The organism is Achromobacter aegrifaciens (assembly GCF_902859965.1).
In the GTDB taxonomy this organism is placed as follows: domain Bacteria; phylum Pseudomonadota; class Gammaproteobacteria; order Burkholderiales; family Burkholderiaceae_B; genus Achromobacter; species Achromobacter aegrifaciens.
Map to the genome: position 1 here is coordinate 2,295,932 of NZ_CADIKO010000001.1, position 16,838 is coordinate 2,312,769.

The following is a 16,838-nucleotide window of genomic DNA, read 5'->3' on the forward strand; positions in this document are numbered from 1 at the left end:
TCGCGGACCCGCGTCACCCTCTATTTGCAAACCTTTACCCGCTGTCCTGTTAATGTCGGCCCATATCGGCGTGTAATATCCAGCGGGTATTGCGTGATGTCCCAGGTGTTGCGGTAAAGGAGCAAAGAGATGCAACGACGTTCGTTCTTGAAGCACGCCGGTCTCGGCGCTGTCGCCACCGGAGCCGCCGTCAGCGCGCCCGCGTTCGCGCAGGACATGCCCTCATTGAGCTGGCGCCTGTCTTCCGGCTTCCCCAGCGCCCTGGATCTGCGCATCGGCGCCGGCGAAAGCTTCTGCAAGTTCGTCTCCGAAGCCACGGGCGGAAAGTTCAACATCCGCCATTTCCCCGAGGGCGAGATCGTGCCCGCCGCGGACCTGATGGAAGCGGTCTCCACCAAGAAGGTGGAATGCGGCCATGCCTCGTCCCGCGCCTACTACGCCAAAAACCCCGTCTTCTGCTTCGACGCTGGCGTGCCCTTCGGCCTGAACGCCAGGCAGATGAACGCCTGGATGAGCGAAGGCGGCGGCCTGAGGCTGACCCGCGAACTCTTCAAGCCTGAAAAAATCATCAACTTTCCGCTGGGCAACACCGGCGCCCAGATGGGCGGGTGGTACACCAAGGAAATCAAGCGCGCCGGCGACCTGAAAGACCTGAAAATGCGCGTCGGCGGCCTGGCCGGCGATGTGCTGGCCAAGCTGGGCGTGGCGCCGCAGCAGGCCGATCCCGCCAAGCTTGCCGAAGCCTTCGAGAAAGACGGCCTGCAGGCGGTGGCGGGCGCGGGTCCCTACGATGACGACAAGCTCGGTCTTAATAAGGTTGCTAAGTATTACTACGCACCCGGCTGGTGGGCGCCCGGCGAGCAGCTGTCGCTGTATATCAACGACGAGGCCTGGAACGCGCTGCCCAAGAACTACCAGGCCGTGGTGGATGCCGCCGCACAGGCCGCGCATGCCGCCGCCATCGCCCGCTACGATGCCCGCAACGCGGCCGCTCTGGCTCAATTGACGGCAAATGGTGCGCAAATCCGTACATTCCCGCGGTCCATCATGGACCTGGCGTTCGAGGCCACGCAGCAACTCTACAAGGACTTGGGCGCCAAAGACCCCAGATTCAAGGCGATGCATGATAGTTACATGGGTTTTCGCGACAGCGAAATGCCATGGTTCCGCCTGACCGAAAGCGCCTACGACCAATACCTGGGCGTAGCGTTATCGGCCAGAACGTAGGACACTTACGCCTGCCGAATAACATTCGGCCAGCGTTAGGGTTTTTGCTAGTAACCACACGTTTTTTACAAAAAAATGGGCGGTTTGTAGGCTTTTGTTGAATGGCGTTCGAGTAGCCGCCTGATACAAAGGAGTAATATCCCGGGTCTTGACGCGCAAACATGGCGTCTTTAGGCGGCATCCGACGTCAATCCGGCAGGATTACATCAGCCCGGATTACCAATATTCCGAGACAGACTTTAAGGTGGTAACAACCATGCAATCCAAGACCAAGAAGCTGCTGGCCGCGCTGATCGCTGCCGGTATCGTCCCGGCTGCCCATGCGGCCGACATCAAGATCGGCGTGGCCGAAGCCCTGTCGGGCGGCGCCGCCCAGTACGGCGTGTCGATCCGCAACGGTTTCCAGCTGGCCGCTGATGAAATCAACGCCGCCGGCGGCATCAACGGCAACAAGATCGTGCTCGTGGTCGAGGACGAACAAGGCAAGAAAGAAGAAGCGATCAACGTCTTCAAGAAGCTGATCTTCAAGGACAACGTCCTGATGGTCTTCGGCCCGACGCTGTCCAACTCGGCCCAGGCCGCCGACCCGATCGCCCAGGCCGCCAAGACGGTCGCCTTCGGCACCTCCAATACCGCTGACGGCATCACCTCCATCGGCAACTACGTGTTCCGCAACTCGGTCACCGAAGCCGACGTGCTGCCGGCCACCATCGCCACCGTCAAGGCCAAGACCGGCCTGAAGAACGTGGCGGTGCTCTACGGCAACGACGACGTCTTCACCAAGAGCGGCTACGACAACTTCAAGAAGGCCCTGGAAGATCAGAAGATCCCGGTCACGACGACCGAAACGTTCGCCAAGGGCGACGTGGACTTCAAGGCCCAGCTGACCAAGATCAAGGGCACCAACCCCGACGCCATCGTGCTGTCCGCACTGCTGGCCGAAGGCGCCCCGATCATGGTGCAGGCCCGCCAACTGGGCCTGAACGTGCCCGTCATCGGCGGCAACGGCATGAACTCGGTCAAGATTTTCGACCTGGCCCCTGGCGGCGCGTCGAACAATCTGTGGATCGGCAGCCCCTGGTCGATCGAGAACAAGGCTCCCGAGAACGTCAAGTTCATCGACGCCTACAAGGCCAAGTTCAATGGCGCGCCGGACCAGTTCGCGGCCCAGTCGTATGACGCCATGTACATCGCCGCCCAGGCGCTGAAGAACGTCAAGATCTCGGGCGACCTGCCCAAGGATCGCGCAGCCCTGCGCGACGCGCTGCCCGCGGTCACCTGGACCGGCGCCACTGGCCCGTTCAAGTTCCGTCAGGCCAACGACCGCGCCGGCAAGCCCGCCGGCTACGATGCCGACCAGGCTCCCATCGTCAGCGTGACGAAGGACGGCAAGTACGTCATCGAAAAGTAAGCGCTGCGCATCCCCGCGCGGGGGGATGCGCCTTGCGGGCGGCGCGGCCGCTCGCAAGGCGCTTTTTATCGCAGGGCCGTCACCCTAAAAGAAATGCCTCCCCGCCGGGAGGCTCAAGGCCATGCAGTGGGCGCTGCATGGGGCCCTCACAGCTTTGGAAAGTCCCATCATGTTCGAACAACAATTCGTCAATGCCTTGTCGCTGGGCTGTGTGTATGCACTGTTCGCGCTGGGCTTCACGCTGATCTTCGGCGTGCTCGGGGTGATCAACCTGGCGCATGGCGCCGTCTTCATGGTTGGCGCCTACGCGGCACTGTTCGTCGTGCAGCAATTCAGCCTGCCCCTTTGGGCGGGACTGATGGCAGCGTTCTTCGTCGCCGGCTTCACCGGAGTCATCATCGACTACCTGGTGCTCAAGCCGCTGCGCAAGCGCAACGCGCCCCACCTGATCCCCATGATCGCCACCATCGGCGTGGGCATCATCCTGAACAACACCGCCCAGGGCATCTTCGGCGCAAGCAACCTGCGTTTCCCGCACGGCACCGTGCCCGAGGAAGTGATCGAGGTCGCCGGCCTGCACCTGACCGTCATTGAACTGGGCATCATCTTCCTGTCCTTCGCGCTGATGGCCGTGCTGATGTACGTCATGCGCCGCACGCAATTCGGCCGCGCCCTGCGCGCCATCGCCGAATCGCCCAAGGCCGCGTGGCTGCTGGGCATCAACGTCGAAAAACTGTTCGTCACCACCTCGTTCGCCGCGGCTGCCCTGGGCGGCGTGGCCGGCGTGCTGATCGGCCTGTACTCCAACGCGCTGTTCCCCCTGATGGGCCAGCCGATGCTGCACAAGGGCATCGCGGTCATCATCCTGGGCGGCATGGGCGACATCCGCGGCGCCATGCTGGGCGGCCTGTTCCTGGGCTTTGCCGAGGTGCTGTCGGTGGCCTACATCGGCTCCACCATGCGCGATGCGGTGGCTTTCGGCCTGCTGTTCCTGATCCTGCTGGTGCGCCCGCAAGGTCTGTTCGGCAAAGTGGTTCAACGCAAGGCTTAAAGAATGAGCGGATTCGAAAACTTCTGGGCCATTTACGGCAACCTGGTGCTCACGCTGGGCACCAACGCCTTGCTGGCCCTCTCCATCTGGCTGACCCTGGCTTGCGGCATGCTGGCCATGGCCAACGCAGCCTTCATGGGCATCGGGGCGTACACCGCCGCGCTGCTCACCATGAACTACGACGCGCCGTTCTCGGTCGCGCTGGCCGGCGGCATGGCCGCGCCCGCGCTGGTGGCGGCGCTGATCGGCTTGCCGACCTTGCGGCTGTCCGGGGTATATCTCGCCATGGCCACGCTGGGCTTTGGCGAAGTGGTTCGCGTGACCATCCTCAACACCGAGTCCATCACCGGCGGCGCGCTGGGCCTTAACGGCATCCCGCAGCTGACACAGTGGTGGCATGTAGTGCTGTCGGTCGTCATCGTGCTGTTCGTGCTGTGGCGCGTGCGCGCCTCCAAGATCGGACGCTCGTTCGACGCCATCCGCGGCGACGAAACCGCGGCCGGCCTGATGGGCATCGACGTGCGCGCCAACAAGATGCTGGCCTTCGTGGCCGGCGCGATGATCGCGGGTCTGGCCGGCGCCCTGAACGCGCACCTGACCTTCTTCATCGGCCCCAACGAATACGGTTTCGACCGTGGCGTGGAAATCCTGACCATGGCGATCCTGGGCGGCATCGGCGGCCTGGCCGGTCCCGTGCTGGGCAGCTTCATCATTACCGTGCTGCCCGAAATGCTGCGCGGTTTTGCCGATCTGCGCCTGGTCGCGAATGGAGTGATTCTGGTGGTGATTGTGTTGTTCCTGCCGCAAGGCATCTGGGATCCGGCGCGCTTCAAGCGCTGGATGCGCCAAGGACGCCAGGGAGGCAAGCGCCATGCTTGAGCTTTCTTCCGTCTCCAAGAGCTTCGGCGGCCTGCATGTGCTGCATGACGTCAGCCTGTCGGTTCCCGAAGGCGCCATCTTCGGCCTGATCGGCCCCAACGGCGCCGGCAAGACCACGGTCTTCAACCTCATCACCGGCCTGTTGCCGCCCAGCGGCGGCACCATCACGTTCAACGGCCAGAGCGTGCTGGACAAGAAGCCGCACCGCATCACGCGCATGGGCATCGCCCGCACCTTCCAGAACATCCGTCTCTTCAAAGAGATGACGCTGCTGGAGAACGTGGTGGTGGGCGCTTATCGCCACATGAACTACGGCTTCCCCAGCCTGCTGCTGGGCCTGCCGGGTTACCGCGAGCACGAAAAGCGCGCCCGCGAGCGCGCGCACGAACTGCTCACCTGGATGCGCCTGGACCACAAGGCCAACGACCTGGCGGATAACCTGTCCTACGGCGAACAGCGCCGCCTGGAGCTGGCGCGCGCGCTGGCCACCGAGCCCAAGCTGCTGCTGCTGGACGAGCCGGTCGCCGGCATGAACACCGGCGAGCGCGCCGAACTCATGCGCGAGATCCTGGCGATCCGCGACCGCGGCTACACCATCCTCATGATCGAGCACGACATGCGCTTCGTCATGGGCTTGTGCGAGCGCATCGCGGTGCTGAACTTCGGCAAGATCATCGCTTGCGGCGGACCCGACGAGATCCGCAACAACGAACAGGTCATCGAAGCCTATCTGGGCCGCGAAGACGACGAAGACACCGAACAAGCGGAGGCCGCCAAATGAGCGCCATGCTGGAAGTCCGCGGACTCGAGGTCAATTACGGCCACATCGAAGCCGTCCGCGGCATCGACCTGGACCTGAACGCCAAGGAAATCACCGCCCTGGTCGGCGCCAACGGCGCCGGCAAGTCGACCACGCTGCTGGCGCTGTCGGGCCTGCTGCCCAAGGCGCGCGGCAAGATCACTTTCGAAGGCGAGGACATCACCAACCTGCCACCGCACCAGTTGGTGGCGCGCGGTATCGTCCAGGTGCCGGAAGGGCGGGCCATCCTCACCACCATGACCGTGCTCGAAAACCTGGAGCTGGGCGCCTACCGCCGCGGCCTGAAGAACGTCGACTCGGACCTGGAATACGTGTTCAACCTGTTCCCGCGCCTGAAGGAACGGATCACCGGCATCGCCGGCAACCTGTCCGGCGGCGAACAGCAGATGCTGGCCATCGGCCGGGCCCTGATGGCCAAGCCGCGCCTGCTGCTGCTGGACGAACCCTCGATGGGCCTGGCGCCCATCGTGGTGCAGGAAATCTTCCGCTCCCTGCGCGCGATCAACGCCGACGGCCTGACCCTGTTCCTGGTCGAGCAGAACGTGCGCCAGGCGCTGAAGATCGCCCAGCACGGCTACGTGCTGGAGAACGGCGCCATGGCGCTGACCGGCACCGGCCGCGAACTGCTGGGCCATCCGCGCGTGCTGGAAGCCTACCTGGGCGCCTGAACCGGCGCTCCAGGGCGTGCGTCCCTGATTGTTTGGATGTGCCGGCGGCGCCTCAGGGCGCCGTCGGCGTATTTCCAACGCGGATTAAGTTGCCCACTTTTTGAGCAGCTGTGTTAGAATCGCAGGCTTTCCCTCATTTTGGCTAATGCACGGGCGGGTAATAACGCTTAGGCAAGACGCTGATATCGACTGAATATTTGGAAAACCCGACGGGTTCTTTCTTGGATTTCGGTCTAGTTCGGGGAAAAAAACTGGCTGGATGGTCCAGCCAGGAAAATTTTTATTCTTAGGAACCATCATGAAGACCTTTGTGGCCAAGCCGCATGAAGTCCAACGTGACTGGTTTGTGATCGACGCCAAGGGCAAAGTCCTCGGTCGTGTGGCCAGCGAAGTCGCACGTCGTCTGCGTGGCAAGCACAAACCTGAATTCACGCCGCACGTTGATACCGGTGACTACATCGTCATCGTCAACGCTGCCGATATCGTTGTTACGGGCGCCAAGGCGAAGGACAAGAAGTACTTCCGCCACACGACGTACCCGGGCGGTATCCGTGAAACGAACTTCGAGAAGATGCAAGAGCGTTTTCCCGGCCGCGCCATCCAGAAGGCTGTCAAGGGCATGCTGCCCAAGGGTCCTCTGGGCTACGCCATGATCAAGAAACTGAAGGTGTACGCCGGTGCCGAGCACCCGCACACCGCCCAGCAGCCCAAGACGCTGGATATCTAAGGAAACGCCATGATCGGTAACTGGAATTACGGAACCGGCCGTCGCAAAACCTCGGTGGCTCGCGTTTTCATCAAGAAGGGCACGGGTAAGATCGTTGTCAACGGCAAGCCCGTCGACGACTTTTTCGCCCGCGAAACCGGCCGCATGATCGTGCGCCAGCCGCTGGAACTGACCGGCCACCTGGAATCGTTCGACATCAAGGTCAACGTGCACGGCGGCGGTGAAACCGGCCAGGCCGGCGCAGTCCGTCACGGCATCACGCGTGCCCTGATCGACTACGACGCGACCCTGAAGCCCGCACTGTCGCAAGCTGGCTTTGTCACCCGCGATGCCCGCGAAGTCGAACGCAAGAAGGTCGGCTTCCGCAAGGCACGTCGGCGCAAGCAGTTCAGCAAGCGTTAATACGCTGCTGCAAGAAAAGCCCGCTTCGGCGGGCTTTTTTTCGCACTGTTTGTTCCAGCGCCGGATGCGGTCCGGCCGTTGTACGTCCCGCGCGGAACTCCGCGCATTCCCTCCGGTCGGAAAGAAGGACTGCGGTGCCATTTCGGGCTCTTAGCCGCAACACCCGCTTTCCCGAGCGATACAATCGATCCTCGTTCTACGAAGAGCACACATCATGGCCCAAGCATCGAACACCCGCATCAAGGTTGGTATCGTCGGCGGCACCGGTTACACCGGCGTCGAGCTGCTGCGCTTGCTGTCGCAGCATCCCAATGTGGAATTGACCGCCATCACGTCCCGCAAGGAAGACGGGCTGCCGGTGGCCGACATGTATCCGAACCTGCGCGGCCGCGTGAATATCGCTTTCTCCGCGCCGGAAAAGGCCACGCTGACGGATTGCGACGTCGTGTTCTTCGCGACGCCCCACGGCGTTGCCATGGCCCAGGCCCAGGAACTCATCAATGCCGGCACCAAGGTCATCGACCTGGCCGCGGACTTCCGCCTGCAGGACATCCCCACGTTCGAACGCTGGTACAAGATTCCCCATACCTGCCCGGACATCCTGGCCGAGTCCCAGTATGGCCTGGTGGAGCTGAACCGCGAGGCCATCTCCAAGGCCCGCGTCATCGGCAACCCCGGCTGCTATCCCACCACCGTGCTGCTGGGCCTGGCCCCGCTGCTCGAAGGCGGCAAGAAGCTGATCGATGCGCAAACCCTGATCGCCGACTGCAAGTCGGGCGTCTCGGGCGCTGGCCGCAAGGCGGAAGTGGGCTCGCTCTTCTCCGAAGCCTCCGACAACTTCAAGGCCTACGGCGTGGCTGGCCACCGCCATCACCCGGAAATCGTCGCGCAGCTGGAAAAGATTGCTGGCGGCAAGGTCGGCCTGACCTTCGTGCCGCATCTGGTGCCGATGATCCGTGGCATGTTCTCCACCATCTACGCGCGCATCCTGCCCGAGGCCCGCGATACCGACTTCCAGGCCCTGTTCGAACAGCGCTACGCCGACGAACCCTTCGTCGACGTGATGCCCGCCGGCAGCCTGCCGGAAACCCGTTCGGTGCGCGCTTCCAACAACCTGCGCATCGCGCTCAGCCGTCCCGGCAATGGCGACCAACTGATCGTCCTGGTGATCCAGGACAACCTGGTCAAGGGCGCCGCTGGCCAGGCCGTACAGAACATGAACCTGATGTTCGGCATCCCTGAATCGACCGGCCTGGACCAGGTCGCGATCCTGCCTTGATGTACGCAGGCTTGCGGCCGTAAGGCCGCAAGCCGCCGCTCTTTATGCCCGCCGATTCCTCTACCACGCCCCAGCCTCGCTCCGCCGGCGGATTGGCGCGCGTATTCGTAGGCCTGCTGATCGGCGTGCTGCTGGGCGGTTCCGCCAGTTTTTTCTACGCTCGCAAGCTCTACCGGCCGCAGGATGCCGTGGTGATCAGCGCCCGGCAGGCCGAGGTCCAGGAAGAGGCCATGCGTCAGCAGTCGACCCAGCTGCGTTACACGCAGGGCCAACTGGACGCCGCCGACGGCGAACTGGTCATCGAACGCGCCGCGCGCCAGGAACTGGAAACGCAGCTGCGCACGGTCCAGGCCGAGGTCGGCCGGGTCCGCGATCAACTGGCGTTCTATGAGCAGCTGTTGCCGCCGGGCCCCGAGGGTTCGGTGGACATCCGCGGCGTCGAGATCGACCGCAGCGGCGGCGGCCTGCGCTACAAGGTCCTGCTGATGCGCAGCGGCCGCAATGGCGGGTCTCCGTTTTCGGGCGCTTTGCGTTTCCAGGCCACCGGCATCCTGAAGGGCGAGACCGTGAAGGTGGATCTGGCGCCCATGCAGGTCAAGGCCGAATCCGGCTCCGTCGCCATTCCTGGAGACAGCACGCCGACCTCGCCGCTGGCCCTGCAGTTCGACCAGTATCAGCGCAGCCAGGGCATCCTGGCGCTGCCCGACGGATTTGTCCCCGAAAGCGTGACCGTCAGCGTCCTGGAGGGCGACACGGTCCGGGCGTCAAGAAGCGTCAAGCTCGAACTTTGAGTCTGCGCAAGCCCTGCGCTATAGTGACACTATGCGAGCGCCGTTGCCGCTCACCGAAATATGGCCGAACCGGCCAGGAGTGAACCATGAATGCAGTGACCGAAACCGTCGACCTGCAGGCCGCCCCGCCTGCTCCCCTGGTGTTTACCGACTCGGCCGCGGCCAAAGTGAAGGATCTGTTGGCCGAAGAAGGCAATCCTGAGCTGAAGCTGCGCGTTTTCGTGCAGGGCGGAGGCTGTTCGGGTTTCCAGTACGGCTTCACCTTCGACGAAGTCGTGAACGATGACGACACCGTGCTGGACAAGGCTGGCGTGCAACTGTTGGTGGATCCGATGAGCTTCCAGTACCTGGTCGGCGCAGAGATCGACTACAAGGAAGACCTGGAAGGCGCGCAGTTCGTCATCCGCAATCCCAACGCCAGCACCACCTGCGGCTGCGGTTCCTCGTTCTCGGTGTAATCACCCAGGCAGGAAAAGCAAAAGCCCTTCGGCGCGCCGAAGGGCTTTTTGCATGGGCGTGCGGTTTTCAGGCGGGATAGAGCGCGCCCAGGATGCGCGGGCCACGCGCGCCGGTGACGGCGGGCAGGCCCGCCGGCCTGCGCTGCACGAAGGCCTGCGCCAGCCAGGCGAACGCCAGGGCCTCGACTTCCTGCGCCGGCACGCCCAGCGCATCGGTGGCGTGCACGGGCCGCTGCAGGCAGTAGGCCAGCTCACGCATCAGGCCCGGATTGCGCGCGCCGCCGCCACAGACGAAGACTTCCTGCGTGCCCGCCGCGGCCGCATCGACGGCATTGGCGACCGTGCGCGCGGTCAGGCGTTGCAGCGTGGCCTGCACGTCTTGCGGCGCAGGCTTGGGGCCGTCGAACGCGGCCAGGCGGTCGTCCAGCCATTGCATGTTGAACAGGTCGCGCCCGGTGGACTTGGGCGGGGGCAGGGCGAACCAGGGTTCGCTGGCCAGCATTTGTTCCAGCAACGGCGCCAGCACCTGGCCGGTCGCGGCCCAGCGGCCATCCGCGTCATAAGGCCGGCCCAGGTGACGCTGGCACCAGCCATCCAGCAGGACGTTGGCGGGTCCCGTGTCGAAGCCGCGGGGCGCATGCCCCGGCTCCAGCAGCGTCACGTTGGCGATGCCGCCCAGGTTGAGGACGGCGCGGCCTTGCGGCGCGCCGAAGATGGCAGCGTGGAAGGGTGGCACCAGCGGCGCACCCTGGCCGCCCGCGGCCACGTCGCGGCTGCGGAAATCCGCCACCACGTCGATGCCGGCCAGTTCCGCCAGCACGGCGGGGGCATTGAGTTGCACGGTGTAGCCCAGGTCGGGCCGGTGCCGGACCGTCTGGCCGTGGGCGCCGATGGCGGTCACGTCGCCGGCCGCGACGCTGGCCTGCTGCAACAGGGCCGCCACGGCCTGGGCATACAGGCGGGCGAGGGCGTTGGCGGCCAGCGCGGCGCGGGCCAGCTCGTCGTCGCCGGATTGATTCAGGGCCAGCAGTTCGCGCCGCAGGTCCGCAGGCATGGGCAGGCTGGCGCTGGCGAGCACGGCTGGCGCCGCGCCGTCGCCCAGGCGCACCAGCACGCCGTCCACGCCGTCCACGCTGGTGCCTGACATCAGTCCGATATAGAGCTGAGCGTTAGTTGTGGAAGGATTCACGAGAGCCTCGAAAAAGAAAAAGCGGCCGCGCAACTGAGAGTGCGGGGCCGCCTTTGACGGGGACGTTAGGCCGGCTTTAGCGGCTGGCCACGTTGGTCAGCGCGTCGGGCAGGGTCTGCTGGAACTCGGTCAGCAGCTGGATCTGCGCCTTGTACGGAGCCACGGCCTGGTTGAAGGCGCGGACTTCGGCGGGTTCCAGGCTGCGGGCGACCGGCAGGTCCACCGACAGCGGATCGATCGGCTGGTTGTCCACGCGGAATTCATAGTGCAGGTGCGGGCCGGTGGCCCAGCCGGTGGCGCCGACATAGCCCAGCAACTGGCCTTGCGAGATCTTCGAACCCTTGGTGATGCCTTCGGCGATGCGGCTCTGGTGGGCGTACAGCGTCGAATACTTGCCGTGGTGCTTGACGATGACGACGTTGCCGTAGCCGTTCTGCCAGCCGGAGAATTCCACCGTGCCGTCAGCGGTGGAGTGGATCGGCGTGCCGGAAGGCGCCGCGTAGTCCACGCCCTTGTGTCCCGTCCAGGTCTTGTGGATGGGGTGCATGCGCATGCCAAAGGTGGAGCTGATGCGGCTGAATTTCAGGGCGGTACGCAGGAACGCGCCGCGCAGGCTTGTGCCGTCGAAGTCGTAGTACGAACCGCTCTTTTCGTCGGGGCTGAACCAGACGGCGTTGTAGGTCTTGTCGCCGTTGATGAATTCCAGCGCCAGCACTCGGCCGGCGCCGGCGTAGCGGCCGTCGTGCGAACGCACTTCGTAGACCACGCGGAATTTGTCGCCCTGGCGCAGGTCGCGCAGGAAGTCGATCTTGGCGCTGAGGATGTCGGCCATCTGCATGGTGACCGAGTCCGGGATGCCGGCGGCGTCGGTGGCGCCGAACAGCGACGAACGGATCGTGCCCACGGCGACGCGGGTCTGGCGTTCGGTGCTTTCGGTGATTTCCTCGGCCTTGTAGCTGTCGCCTGCCGGCGCGACGTGCAGCATGCGCGTCACGACCTGGCCGTCCGTCTCGTTGCCGGGGGTGTGGATGTAACGCAGCCAGATCAGGTTGCCGGCTTCGTCCGTCGCGGCCTGCACCGAGCGGCCCGGGTACAGCTTGTAGATGCTGCGGGCGCTGGCTTCGTGCGTCAGGAAGGTCTGCAGGCTGGGCGCGTCGAGTTCCAGGCGTTGCAGCACCGCGGCCAGCGTGTCGCCGGCGCGGATCCGGGTTTCGCTGATATAGGGAGCGGCACTGGGAGTGCTGACTTCGACTTGCTCGGCGCTTAGCGGCAGGACGCTGCTGATGATGCGCGAAGGGGGGAGTTCAGTGCGGTCGGGTTGCTGCACCATGCCGAGGGCGGCGGCGCCAGCGAACAGACCAATTGCGGTGACGAGGAGAGTGCGGCGGAAAAGTCCCGAGCGCTGGGGCTTGGGCTCGCCGGGCGCAAACACGGCAGCAACTTTGCGTTTGATGCTACTCGCCATTTCGTGGAGGCCACGATTCATCGTGAAGATACCCTCTCAGGTGGCTAGAGCTCGCAGGGTGCGTGACACGAACGGCCCTCGCGCGCACATTTCGGGGCAAGGGCTGGCGCGGGGCGCATCTTGTGAACAACGGGGTGTAAACCGGACCACAACTGCGTATAGATGGCAATTGCGTATGATTAGGGCGGTATCCTAGCTGATTCGGCTAGAATTTTCGATAGTTTTCGTCACTTTTTACACCTTTTTATCGGCTGAAGCCGAGTTGGTCCCCCTGCCATGTCACCCTCAGAAGCCCCGATTACCCCCGAAGTCGAAGCAGACCTGCGTATAGCGAAGCGCGGTTGCGATGAGTTGCTGGTCGAGTCCGAATTCGCCCGCAAGCTGGCCAGGAGCCGCGCCACGGGCGTGCCTCTGCGCATCAAATTGGGGTTGGATCCGACCGCGCCGGACATCCACCTGGGTCACACGGTGGTGCTGAACAAGATGCGCCAGCTGCAGGACATGGGCCACAACGTCATCTTCCTGATCGGCGATTTCACGTCCACCATCGGCGATCCCAGCGGCCGCAACAACACGCGCCCGCCGCTCACGCGTGAACAGATCGAGGCCAACGCCAAGACCTATTACGCCCAGGCCAGCCTGGTGCTGGATCCGGCGCGCACCGAGATCCGCTACAACTCCGAGTGGTGCGATCCGCTGGGCGCGCGCGGCATGATCCAGCTCGCGTCGCGCTACACGGTCGCGCGCATGATGGAGCGCGAGGACTTCACCAAGCGCTTCAAGGGCGGCATCCCGATCTCGGTCCATGAATTCCTGTATCCGCTGATGCAGGGCTATGACTCGGTGGCGCTGAAGTCCGATCTGGAGCTGGGGGGCACCGATCAGAAGTTCAACCTGCTGGTCGGGCGCGAGCTGCAAAAAGAGTATGGACAGGAGCCGCAGTGCATCTTGACGATGCCGCTGCTGGTCGGGACGGATGGCGTAGAGAAGATGTCCAAGTCCAAGGGCAACTACATCGGCATTTCGGAGTCGCCCGATTCGATGTTCGGCAAGCTCATGTCGATTTCCGACACGCTGATGTGGCGCTACTTCGAGCTGCTGTCGTTCCGCTCTCTGGAAGAGATCGCGGCGCTCAAGCAGGAGATCGATGGCGGCCGCAACCCGCGCGACGCCAAGGTCATGCTGGCCCAGGAAATCATTGCGCGCTTCCATTCCGCCAAGGCTGCCGATGACGCGCTGGCCTCGTTCGAAGCCCGTTTCCGCGACGGCGCGATCCCCGACGACATCCCCGAAGTGAACATCGGCGGCGCGCCGGTGGGCATACTCAAGCTGCTGCGCGAAGCCGGCCTGGTGGCCTCCGGTTCGGAAGCGCAGCGCAACGTGGAGCAAGGCGGCGTGCGCGTCAATGGCGACCGCGTGGAAGACAAATCGTTGCAATTGCCGGCGGGGACTTACGTCGTTCAGGTGGGCAAGCGCAAATTTGCGCGTGTTAACTTGAACCCATGATTGCGAAGTTTTGATACGCTGAGGGTACAGACAGGGGCAGTGGGGCCTTTGCGGCACATCAAGGAGCACGACATGAAACTTTCGAGTTTGTCCTTTTCCGATAACGAGTCGATTCCCGAACGCTACGCCTTCGGCAGGATCGATGCGCAATCGCACGTCGCGCTGGCAGACAACTTCAACCCGCAGTTTTCCTGGGACGAAGTTCCGGCGGGCACGCAGTCGTTTGCCTTGATCTGCCATGATCCCGATGTGCCCTCCGAACCCGACGACGTCAACCAGGAAGGCCGCGAGGTGCCGGCCAGCCTGCCCCGCGTGGACTTCTTCCACTGGGTGCTGGTCGATCTGCCGGCCGACCTGCGCGACATCGAGGAAGGCGCCTTCTCCAGCGGCATCACGCCGCGCGGCAAGGGCGGCCCGCTGGCGCCGATGGATGCGCGCCAGGGCATCAACTCGTACTCGTCATGGTTCGCCAACGATCACGACATGAGCGGCGACTACTTCGGCTATGACGGCCCGTGCCCGCCCTGGAACGACGCCATCCCGCACCGCTACGTCTTCACCCTGTATGCGCTGGACGTGCCCACGCTGAACCTGCAGGGTTCGTTCACCGGCGAAGACGCGCTGCGCGCGATCCAGAAGCACGTGTTGGCGCAGGCGTCGTTGACCGGCACCTATACGCTCAATCCAAAACTGGCTCCCAAGCAGATCGGCGCCACCTCGGCCTGATTCGCCGCGCCACAGAAAGGCCGCAGTCTTGCGACTGCGGCCTTTTTTCATCGCCGAAAAGATTCAGCCCGTGGCGCGCTTGAGCCGCAGCAGCGCCAATCCAAAAGTGATGAAGATGGCGCCGACCAGGCGGTTGATCCAGGTCACGATGCGGGGTTGGCGCACCAGGCGCCGGGCGCGGTGGGCCAAGGCGCCATAGGCCAGCAGCGACACCAGCGACATGCCCGTGAAGATGCCCGTCAGGATGAAGAACTGCGGCAGCAAGGGCTCGGCCGCGTTCAGGAACTGAGGAAACAGCGCCGTGAAGAACAGGATGGGCTTGGGGTTCAGCGTTGCAACCAGCGCGGCTTCCGAATAGAGCCGCCCAGCGCTGCGCGGCGCCAGCGCGGCGGCGTCTGCGGGCGGCGCAATGTTCGAGCGGCCCAGCAGGTGCCGCAGGCCGATGTAGAGCAGGTACGCCGCGCCGGCCAGCTTGAGCAGCATGAACAGCATGGCGGACGATTGCAGCACCACGCCCAGTCCCAGCATGGCGGCGGCCGACAGCAGGAACAGCCCGGTGACATTACCCAGGGTGGAGGGCAGCACGGCCCGCCATCCACCCGCCGCGCCGTTACGGATGGCCAGCATGGTGGCCGGGCCGGGGCTGACGACGCTGACCGCAGCTACTAACGAGTAGGTTATGAGCATGGCGCTTTGCATGAAAGTTTCTCAAGTCGGATTGAGACGGCTTTTCCGGCCGCGGAGGATGGCGTGGTTTTCGCGCCCATGCCGGGAATTTTGCCCGGGTTCCCTGCATTTTGGGAGCATTTGATCCTGTCCGACGGGGTAAACTATCCGTCATTCTCCGGGTTTACCCACCCGGGCGCAGTTTTCTCCTCTCTTACCGCCTCAGGAACCCCCCGTCATGTTTGACCGCAACCTCACCTTGTCCAAGGCTGACCCGGACGTTTGGGCCGCCATCCAGAAGGAAGACGTCCGCCAGGAACAGCACATCGAGCTGATCGCCTCGGAGAACTACGCCAGCCCGGCCGTCATGGAAGCCCAGGGCACGCAGCTCACCAACAAGTACGCCGAAGGCTATCCGGGCAAGCGCTACTACGGCGGTTGCGAATACGTGGACGTGGTCGAGCAGCTGGCCATCGACCGCCTGAAGCAGATCTTCGGCGCCGAAGCCGCCAACGTGCAGCCCAACTCGGGTTCGCAGGCCAACCAGGGCGTGTACATGGCCGTCCTGAAGCCGGGCGACACCGTGCTGGGCATGAGCCTGGCCGAAGGCGGCCACCTGACGCACGGCGCGTCGGTCAACGCCTCGGGCAAGCTGTACAACTTCATCTCCTACGGCCTGGACGAAAACGAAGTCCTGAACTATGACCAGGTCGAGCAACTGGCCAAGGAGCACAAGCCCAAGCTGATCGTGGCTGGCGCCTCCGCCTACGCCTTGCACATCGACTTCGAGCGCATGGCCCGCATCGCCCGTGAAAACGGCGCGCTGTTCATGGTCGACATCGCCCACTACGCCGGCCTGGTCGCTGGCGGCGCCTATCCCAACCCGGTGCCGCACGCCGACTTCGTCACCTCGACCACGCACAAGTCGCTGCGCGGCCCGCGCGGCGGCGTCATCATGATGAAGGCCGAGCACGAGAAGATCATCAACTCGGCGATCTTCCCCGGCATCCAGGGCGGTCCGCTGATGCACGTCATCGCCGGCAAGGCCGTGGCCTTCAAGGAAGCGCTGGAACCCGCCTTCAAGGACTACGCGCAGCAAGTGGTCAAGAACGCCAAGGTGCTGGCCGACACGCTGGTCAAGCGCGGCCTGCGCATCGTCTCCGGCCGCACCGAAAGCCACGTCATGCTGGTGGACCTGCGTTCCAAGGGCATCACGGGCAAGGAAGCGGAAGCCGTGCTGGGCCAGGCCCACATCACGGTCAACAAGAACGCCATCCCGAACGACCCGGAAAAGCCCTTCGTGACCAGCGGCATCCGCCTGGGCACGCCGGCCATGACCACGCGCGGCTTCACCGAAGCCGAAGCCGAGCTGACCGCCAACCTGATCGCCGACGTGCTGGACAACCCGCGCGACGAAGCCAACATCGCCGCCGTGCGTGCAAAGGTCAACGAACTGACCTCGCGCCTGCCGGTCTACGGCAAGAAGTAAGCGAGCAATCCCTGCGGCGGGCTGTGGCCCGGCCGCAGCGGTCTACCAGGGACGGCCCCGCAAGGCGCCGTCCCTTTGTTTTCG

General features: G+C 64.2%; 17 protein-coding genes. 14 read left to right on the forward strand and 3 right to left on the reverse strand.

Translation table 11 applies throughout. The features are described 5' to 3' along the window. Positions 1–129: 129 nt before the first annotated feature. From HV793_RS10685 to erpA, 11 genes are all read left to right on the forward strand, one after another. Entirely contained in the window at positions 130–1,227 is a 1,098-nt protein-coding gene (locus tag HV793_RS10685; protein WP_054458374.1) for a TRAP transporter substrate-binding protein, read from the forward strand. A 256-nt stretch (positions 1,228–1,483) separates the two neighbouring features. Continuing rightward, positions 1,484–2,638, forward strand: coding sequence for an ABC transporter substrate-binding protein (locus HV793_RS10690; protein ID WP_054458376.1), 1,155 nt, complete (start codon positions 1,484–1,486; stop codon positions 2,636–2,638). Positions 2,639–2,807: 169 nt separating this feature from the next. Beyond that, positions 2,808–3,689, forward strand: a complete 882-nt coding sequence (locus tag HV793_RS10695) for a branched-chain amino acid ABC transporter permease (RefSeq protein ID WP_054458379.1) — start codon at positions 2,808–2,810, stop codon at positions 3,687–3,689. Between the two features lie 3 nt (positions 3,690–3,692). Beyond that, positions 3,693–4,568: a branched-chain amino acid ABC transporter permease gene (locus HV793_RS10700; protein WP_054458380.1), complete on the forward strand. Its 876-nt coding sequence runs from the start codon at positions 3,693–3,695 to the stop codon at positions 4,566–4,568. Then, positions 4,561–5,349, forward strand: coding sequence for an ABC transporter ATP-binding protein (locus HV793_RS10705; protein ID WP_054458382.1), 789 nt, complete (start codon positions 4,561–4,563; stop codon positions 5,347–5,349). Before HV793_RS10700 ends, HV793_RS10705 begins: the two co-directional genes overlap by 8 nt. Continuing rightward, positions 5,346–6,056: an ABC transporter ATP-binding protein gene (locus HV793_RS10710; RefSeq protein ID WP_054458384.1), complete on the forward strand. Its 711-nt coding sequence runs from the start codon at positions 5,346–5,348 to the stop codon at positions 6,054–6,056. Before HV793_RS10705 ends, HV793_RS10710 begins: the two co-directional genes overlap by 4 nt. Positions 6,057–6,354: 298 nt before the next feature. After that, positions 6,355–6,783 carry a 50S ribosomal protein L13 gene (gene rplM / locus HV793_RS10715; protein WP_013391412.1) on the forward strand — a complete coding sequence of 143 codons (429 nt, stop codon included), beginning with the start codon at positions 6,355–6,357 and terminating at the stop codon, positions 6,781–6,783. A gap of 9 nt (positions 6,784–6,792) precedes the next feature. Continuing rightward, positions 6,793–7,185, forward strand: coding sequence for a 30S ribosomal protein S9 (gene rpsI, locus HV793_RS10720; RefSeq protein WP_006217310.1), 393 nt, complete (start codon positions 6,793–6,795; stop codon positions 7,183–7,185). 214 nt (positions 7,186–7,399) lie between these two features. Continuing rightward, complete coding sequence (argC, locus tag HV793_RS10725) at positions 7,400–8,464, forward strand: N-acetyl-gamma-glutamyl-phosphate reductase (protein WP_054458385.1); 1,065 nt, start codon at positions 7,400–7,402, stop codon at positions 8,462–8,464. Positions 8,465–8,508: 44 nt separating this feature from the next. Beyond that, a complete protein-coding gene (locus HV793_RS10730; protein WP_175213104.1) occupies positions 8,509–9,255 on the forward strand; it encodes a DUF6776 family protein in 747 nt (248 codons plus the stop codon). Between the two features lie 86 nt (positions 9,256–9,341). Next, positions 9,342–9,713 (forward strand): iron-sulfur cluster insertion protein ErpA, encoded by a 372-nt coding sequence (gene erpA, locus HV793_RS10735; protein ID WP_013391415.1) that lies wholly within the window; start codon positions 9,342–9,344, stop codon positions 9,711–9,713. A gap of 67 nt (positions 9,714–9,780) precedes the next feature. Here the strand turns inward: erpA and HV793_RS10740 are convergent, their stop codons facing one another. Continuing rightward, the gene (locus HV793_RS10740; protein ID WP_280528339.1) at positions 9,781–10,902 is read right to left on the reverse strand and encodes an anhydro-N-acetylmuramic acid kinase; all 1,122 of its coding nucleotides are present in this window, start codon (positions 10,900–10,902) and stop codon (positions 9,781–9,783) included. 76 nt (positions 10,903–10,978) lie between these two features. Further along, positions 10,979–12,388, reverse strand: a complete 1,410-nt coding sequence (locus HV793_RS10745) for a M23 family metallopeptidase (RefSeq protein ID WP_054458392.1) — start codon at positions 12,386–12,388, stop codon at positions 10,979–10,981. A 255-nt stretch (positions 12,389–12,643) separates the two neighbouring features. Here HV793_RS10745 and tyrS point away from each other — a divergent pair, with 255 nt between their 5' ends. Together tyrS and HV793_RS10755 are read left to right on the forward strand one after the other, a co-directional pair. Then, positions 12,644–13,873 (forward strand): tyrosine--tRNA ligase, encoded by a 1,230-nt coding sequence (tyrS, locus tag HV793_RS10750; RefSeq protein WP_054458395.1) that lies wholly within the window; start codon positions 12,644–12,646, stop codon positions 13,871–13,873. Between the two features lie 72 nt (positions 13,874–13,945). Then, positions 13,946–14,599, forward strand: coding sequence for a YbhB/YbcL family Raf kinase inhibitor-like protein (locus HV793_RS10755; RefSeq protein WP_054458397.1), 654 nt, complete (start codon positions 13,946–13,948; stop codon positions 14,597–14,599). Between the two features lie 63 nt (positions 14,600–14,662). Here the strand turns inward: HV793_RS10755 and HV793_RS10760 are convergent, their stop codons facing one another. After that, on the reverse strand, positions 14,663–15,286 hold the full coding sequence (locus tag HV793_RS10760; RefSeq protein ID WP_244958615.1) for a LysE family translocator: 624 nt from the start codon (positions 15,284–15,286) through the stop codon (positions 14,663–14,665). Between the two features lie 217 nt (positions 15,287–15,503). On the opposite strand from HV793_RS10760, the gene glyA reads away from it, so the two are divergent. Continuing rightward, a complete protein-coding gene (gene glyA / locus HV793_RS10765) occupies positions 15,504–16,754 on the forward strand; it encodes a serine hydroxymethyltransferase (RefSeq protein WP_054458401.1) in 1,251 nt (416 codons plus the stop codon). The last annotated feature ends 84 nt before the right edge of the window (positions 16,755–16,838 follow it).